This is a genomic window from Rhodoferax sp. (assembly GCF_010365055.1).
Lineage (GTDB): Bacteria > Pseudomonadota > Gammaproteobacteria > Burkholderiales > Burkholderiaceae_C > Rhodoferax.
In genome coordinates, this window is the sequence record NZ_JAAFHA010000160.1 from 1 (window position 1) to 5,087 (window position 5,087).

General features: G+C 53.7%; 6 protein-coding genes and 2 pseudogenes. 7 read left to right on the forward strand and 1 reads right to left on the reverse strand.

Annotation, left to right across the window (positions count from 1 at the left end; translation table 11 throughout):
• The 7 genes and pseudogenes from GZ093_RS20095 to GZ093_RS20125 all read left to right on the forward strand — a co-directional run.
• Positions 1 to 814 (forward strand): nucleotidyl transferase AbiEii/AbiGii toxin family protein (locus tag GZ093_RS20095; RefSeq protein WP_296489440.1); only part of this gene is annotated, 814 nt, incomplete at its 5' end.
• Between the two features lie 120 nt (positions 815 to 934).
• Positions 935 to 1,082 (forward strand): annotated as a pseudogene (locus tag GZ093_RS20100) (sugar transferase); the annotation flags it as partial.
• Positions 1,083 to 1,396: 314 nt separating this feature from the next.
• Entirely contained in the window at positions 1,397 to 1,651 is a 255-nt protein-coding gene (locus GZ093_RS20105; protein ID WP_075585176.1) for a UPF0175 family protein, read from the forward strand.
• Positions 1,648 to 2,127, forward strand: coding sequence for a hypothetical protein (locus GZ093_RS20110; RefSeq protein WP_296489445.1), 480 nt, complete (start codon positions 1,648 to 1,650; stop codon positions 2,125 to 2,127). The genes GZ093_RS20105 and GZ093_RS20110 overlap by 4 nt, the downstream gene beginning before the upstream one ends.
• 117 nt (positions 2,128 to 2,244) lie before the next feature.
• Positions 2,245 to 2,541: pseudogene (locus GZ093_RS20115) on the forward strand (sugar transferase); the annotation flags it as partial.
• A 162-nt stretch (positions 2,542 to 2,703) separates the two neighbouring features.
• Positions 2,704 to 3,195 (forward strand): helix-turn-helix transcriptional regulator, encoded by a 492-nt coding sequence (locus tag GZ093_RS20120; protein ID WP_296489446.1) that lies wholly within the window; start codon positions 2,704 to 2,706, stop codon positions 3,193 to 3,195.
• Positions 3,173 to 3,892 carry a nucleotidyl transferase AbiEii/AbiGii toxin family protein gene (locus GZ093_RS20125; RefSeq protein WP_296489463.1) on the forward strand — a complete coding sequence of 240 codons (720 nt, stop codon included), beginning with the start codon at positions 3,173 to 3,175 and terminating at the stop codon, positions 3,890 to 3,892. Before GZ093_RS20120 ends, GZ093_RS20125 begins: the two co-directional genes overlap by 23 nt.
• A 466-nt stretch (positions 3,893 to 4,358) precedes the next feature.
• On the opposite strand, the gene GZ093_RS20130 is transcribed toward GZ093_RS20125, so the two are convergent.
• Complete coding sequence (locus GZ093_RS20130; protein WP_296489448.1) at positions 4,359 to 4,907, reverse strand: CopG family antitoxin; 549 nt, start codon at positions 4,905 to 4,907, stop codon at positions 4,359 to 4,361.
• Between the last annotated feature and the right edge of the window lie 180 nt (positions 4,908 to 5,087).

Consider the following 5,087-nt stretch of genomic DNA (forward strand, 5'->3'; position numbering starts at 1 on the left):
AATGCTGTCGCGCTACCCGCGTGAGACCGACGCGCAAACAACGCATGCGCTGCGTGAGGTGATGCAGGAAATTGCTTTGGCCGGATTGAACCGGGGTGGTTTTTTTGAGAAAGCTGCGTTTTACGGTGGCACTTGTCTGCGCATCTTTTACGGCTTGCCCCGATTTTCAGAGGACCTTGATTTTTCCTTACTCAAGGCGGATCCGGCGTTCCGACTGGCGCCTTACTTTTCGGCACTGCGCCAGGAGTTTGCGGCCTTGGGCTTTGAGGTGGAAATCACTGAAAAACAAAAAACCGCAGTGACCGACATAGCCTCGGCATTTTTGAAGAAGTCGTCCAGCCTGTACGACATCAACATTCATGGCACAAGGGCTTTGAAGATCAAGTTTGAGGTAGACACGGAACCTCCACAGGGGTTTTTGTCAGAGCAAAAGCTTTTGCTTCAGCCTTATTCGTTCTATGTCAATTGCTTTGCTTTGCCCGATCTGTATGCGGGCAAGATGCACGCCCTGCTCTTCAGAAAATGGAAAAACCGTGTCAAGGGGCGTGACTGGTTTGACTTTGAGTGGTATGTGCGCCGATCCGCCACATTGAGCTTGAGCCACTTTGCAGAAAGAGCAAGGCAAAGCGGCCACTGGCAAGGGGCAACCTTGGGGCAGGCGGAGTTTTTGTCAATGCTGCAAGACCGTATTGCTGCGCTTGATATTGAGTCCGCACGAAGTGACGTGCTGCCGTTTGTTCGTGACCCCGCTGGCTTGGCGATTTGGTCGAAAGACTATTTTGAACAATTGGCTCAGCGGATTCGTTTTCCGTGATGGAGTTCATCTGTGAAGGTTAATTGGGGTCGGATTCTAATTAATTATGGTTAATTGGGCTGTAGCCCCCGTGGTACTTGCACATACAGCTATTAAATTAAGAGCCTATGTCGATTGGTATTGGACGAGCTGCCGCAACTCTGGCGCATTCTGGCCGGTCACATGAGCTTTGTGGGGCCGCGACGAGCTACCGATTCCTGATAAGGTCAAGCTGGATGCCGAGTACCTGCAGCGCCAGTCGCTGGCGTTTGATAGCCGTATTTTGTAACTGACCTTTGTCAAGGTGCTGCGCCGGGATGGGGTGTCGCACTGATGCGCCCACAATTGCGCCGCCGGGATTACGCCCCTAAAATGGCAAAGTCTGCCATTCCTCAAAGAGTCACCATGTCGTTAAACATTTCATTGCCCATTGAAATGGAAAACCGGGTGCGCTCGCATGTCGCATCCGGTATGTACGGCTCTGCCTAATTATGGTAATTGACCTGTAGTTGGCATTGGGAAGCCCCATCTTACTAACATACGGTGCTATCAAGTGGGAAGCGACTTGTGCCAATATCGCACTAAATTCAACCGGGGAATTGGATGAAGCACATCATTGAAATTGACTGTCCACCAGAAATTCTGATGGGCTTGCACTTGGATGCAGACGGGTTTGCTGAGCTTGTCAAACTGCAGTCAGCCATTGCCTTGTTCAAAGATGGCAAGCTGTCATCTGGTATGGCTGCGCGTTGGTTAGGCCTGCCACGTGTGCATTTCTTGCTGCAAGCCATGCAAGCTGGGGCGACCTTGCTGGCGGACAACGAAGACGACTTGGCTCGCGAAACGGCTTTGCTGTGAAGGTTTTTTCAAACACAACGCCTTTCATCGCTCTATGTAGCGTAGACCTGCTGCACATTTTGCCGTCAATCTTTGGTGAAATTGTGGTGGCACCGTCGGTGGCGGATGAATGCAGCGAAGGCGGCAGAATTTTGGTGCCAGATCTGAAAAAATTGTCGTGGGTAAGCGTGCAGCCAGTGCAAACCGATAGGCGACTGCCAGCTCTTTTCGAACTTGACAGAGGCGAGCGTGACACCTTGTTGCTTGCGGCAATGGTGCCTGAATTACTGGTGATCATTGATGAAAAATTGGGTCGAAATATGGCCGAATACATGGGACTTCGGGTTACCGGCACCTTGGGTGTTTTAGCCAAGGCTCGTGTGCAGGGGTTAATCCCATCTTTTTTGAAAGCGACCCACGGTATGCGCGAGCAAGGCATTTTCTTTCATGAGGGACTGGTGAACAGAATTGCCACTCGGGTCGGTGAGGGTAATTAGGTAACGTTAATTGGCGTTAATTGGGGTCAGATATCAATTTATTATGGTTAATTGGGCTGTAGCCCGCGTGGTACTTGCACATACAGCTATTTAATTAAGAGCTTTTGTCGATTCATATTGGACGAGCTGCCGCAGCTGTTGAGCATTCTGGCTGGCAACATGAGCTTTGTGGGGCCGCGCCCGGCGCTGTTCAACCAGCACGACCTGATTGCGCTGCGCACCCAGTCCGGCGTGCATGAGCTGGTGCCCGGGCTGACCGGCTGGGCGCAGGTGAATGGCCGCGATGAGCTGCCGATCCCCGACAAGGTGAAGCTCGATGCAGCGTACCTGCAGCGCCAGTCGCTGGCGTTTGATATTCGCATTTTGTGGCTGACCTTTGTCAAGGTGCTGCGCCGGGACGGGGTGTCACACTGAGGGGCCACAATTGCGCCGCCTTTTGATTGTTGGAGCGGATGGGGGGGTCGCACTAAGGGGGCAAACGCCGAGTGGCTGATGGCCGAGACTATGTAAAATCCATGCACGTTTATATATCTCATTCTTTGCATTTTATATATTATGGATAGAATGAGAAACACTATGCCAGCACGCAATCCTGCCATCGCAACCATCGCCTCCGACAAGCTCATCGCACTGGGCGAGCAGATTCGCGCACATCGGAAGGTGCTTCGCATCAGCGCGACCGCAGCAGCAGAGGCTGCAGGCATGTCGCGCGTGACGTTGCACCGAATCGAGAAGGGCGAACCCGCGGTTACCGTCGGCGCGTATCTGAACGCCATGGCGGCTTTGGGCTTGGACTTTGGCATCATCAAGCCCGTTAATTTGGTCACCGACGTACCCGATGTCAACCGGGTGGGTTGGATCCCTGCGCGCATCCGGTTGACTAACTATCCGCAACTCAAGCAGCTCGCCTGGCAAGTGCACGGCACCGATGAGTTGACTCCGGCGGAAGCGCTGAGCATCTACGAGCGCAATTGGCGGCATATAGATGCCCAAGCACTGGAGCCGCGAGAGCGACAACTGGTTGATGCGCTGCGGTTAGGCTTTGATGGTCGTGGTGGCAATGTTTGAGAGGCCGCACCACCAACGGATTGCGCAGGTTCTTGCTGCCCTCAACGGGCAACTGTTGAGGGAGAACCATTGCTGGTTTGGGGGCGGCACCGCCATCGCGCTTCGATATGGGGAGTTTCGTGAGTCGGTCGATGTTGATTTTTTGGTGTCAGATGTGACCAGTTATCGCAATCTTCGCCAACTGCTCACTGGTGCAGATGGCATCGCGGCTATCGTCCGTGAGGGCGCTGACCCATTAACGCAGGCCCGCGAGGTGCGGGCTGATCAATACGGCATCCGGACGATGCTGCGGGTGGCCGATCAGATGGTTAAATTTGAAGTTGTTCTTGAAGGTCGCATTGATTTTTCAGACCCCGGAGCCACCGATGCTGTGTGTGGCGTCCCGACGCTGACGCCGCTGGACATGGCTACGAGCAAGCTGTTGGCGAATTCAGATCGCTGGGGCGACGATGGTGTTTTCAGTCGTGACATCATTGACCTGGCCATGATGAATCCCTCGCTGGTGTTGCTACGGCAAGCCGTGGCAAAGGCTGAAACTGCTTATGGTCAGGCCATCCGGCAGGATATTGAAAAAGCACTTCAACGGCTGAAAAACCGTCATGGTTGGCTGGAGCGATGCATGCAAACCATGGCGATGAGCATGCCAAAAGCCGTTGTATGGCAACGACTTCGGGCGTTGCGTAGGGTGCTGTGCTAGGGACTTAACTGGGTTCATGATGGTGGTGCGGCATTTCGGCAATGGTGTCTTGCTGCTTCCCGTCAATGAGTCCTGGGCAATGGTCGACGCGGCCAGCCACCATCGGGCGGGTACCGGCCCTTGGGTGGCCCTGCATTGCCGGGATGATGCACACCATGAGTGGGCAAAAACTCAGTTTGCGCAACATACAGGGCCTTTTCTGACTTGTGAAGCAGTCGTCGCCGAAACCTGTTTCCTGCTGGCGCGTTCGAGGTTAATTGGGGTCAGATTCTAATTAATTATGGTTAATTCGGCTGTAGCCCGCGTGGTACTTGCACATACAGCTATTTTTTTGATCGTTGGAGCGGGTGGGCTGTGGTGTCATCGTCAACTGCGGTGCCGTGGTGGACCACGATGCCCAGGTGCATGACGATGGTCACTTGGGTGTGAATGGCTGCATGTCAAATTGACAGGCAATACGGGACGGTCAGTGACTGTGTAGTTTTTCCTGCAACCAAACTTTAATGAGTGACTGGTAGGGCACATCACGCGAATTGGCTGCGATTTTGATGGCGTCCAGCAAATGCTGCGGCAGCCGTAGCGAGATCGTCTTGGTGGTGGGCTTCAAGTTCGGCAAGGTGACCTTCTTGGCTTTTGACCAATCAAGGTGATCGGTGGAGTCGTGTGTTTCCCAGTACGCACGCTCTTGCGCCTCGTTGGCGAACTTCGGGATGGCTTTAGTCTGCTTGTTCATAAATGGTGCGCTCCTTTCGGTGCAGTCTCTGGCTGAGATGACGCGGATCAACAGACCCGACTGGCGCAACGTGAACGTGATGTGCAGCACACGTTCATCGTCGGTTTTACCCAATGCATGAAGCCGTGGCTCCTTTTCACTGTGTACCGAGTCTTCCAAAAGCAGCAACGGGGCATTGAAGAAGACCTGCTCGGCTTCAGCCATGGACACCCCGTGCTTCTCGTTCTTGCGGCCATTGCCATCATCCCAGTCGAACCCGGTAATTTTGCGCAGGTCAATCATGTTTGTATATTACCTTCATATACAAAGTTCGGCAAGGCCCATTGTGTCGATCATTTCGACAAATCAAGCTAGGCGCGCAGTGGCGGTGCGCGCCGCGCCACCGCCCGCGGCGTGACTTCAGTCCTGCCCGACGAGAACAGACTCGATACTCTTCACAAACTCAGCCTTGATGGACACCAG

Excerpts from the sequence above, each read along its gene's own strand:
- GZ093_RS20120 (WP_296489446.1), top strand. The coding sequence starts at position 2,704 with ATGCCAGCACGCAATCCTGCCATCGCAACCATCGCCTCCGACAAGCTC.
- GZ093_RS20130 (WP_296489448.1), bottom strand. The coding sequence starts at position 4,907 with ATGATTGACCTGCGCAAAATTACCGGGTTCGACTGGGATGATGGCAAT.
- GZ093_RS20125 (WP_296489463.1), top strand. The coding sequence starts at position 3,173 with ATGGTCGTGGTGGCAATGTTTGAGAGGCCGCACCACCAACGGATTGCG.
- GZ093_RS20105 (WP_075585176.1), top strand. The coding sequence starts at position 1,397 with ATGAAGCACATCATTGAAATTGACTGTCCACCAGAAATTCTGATGGGC.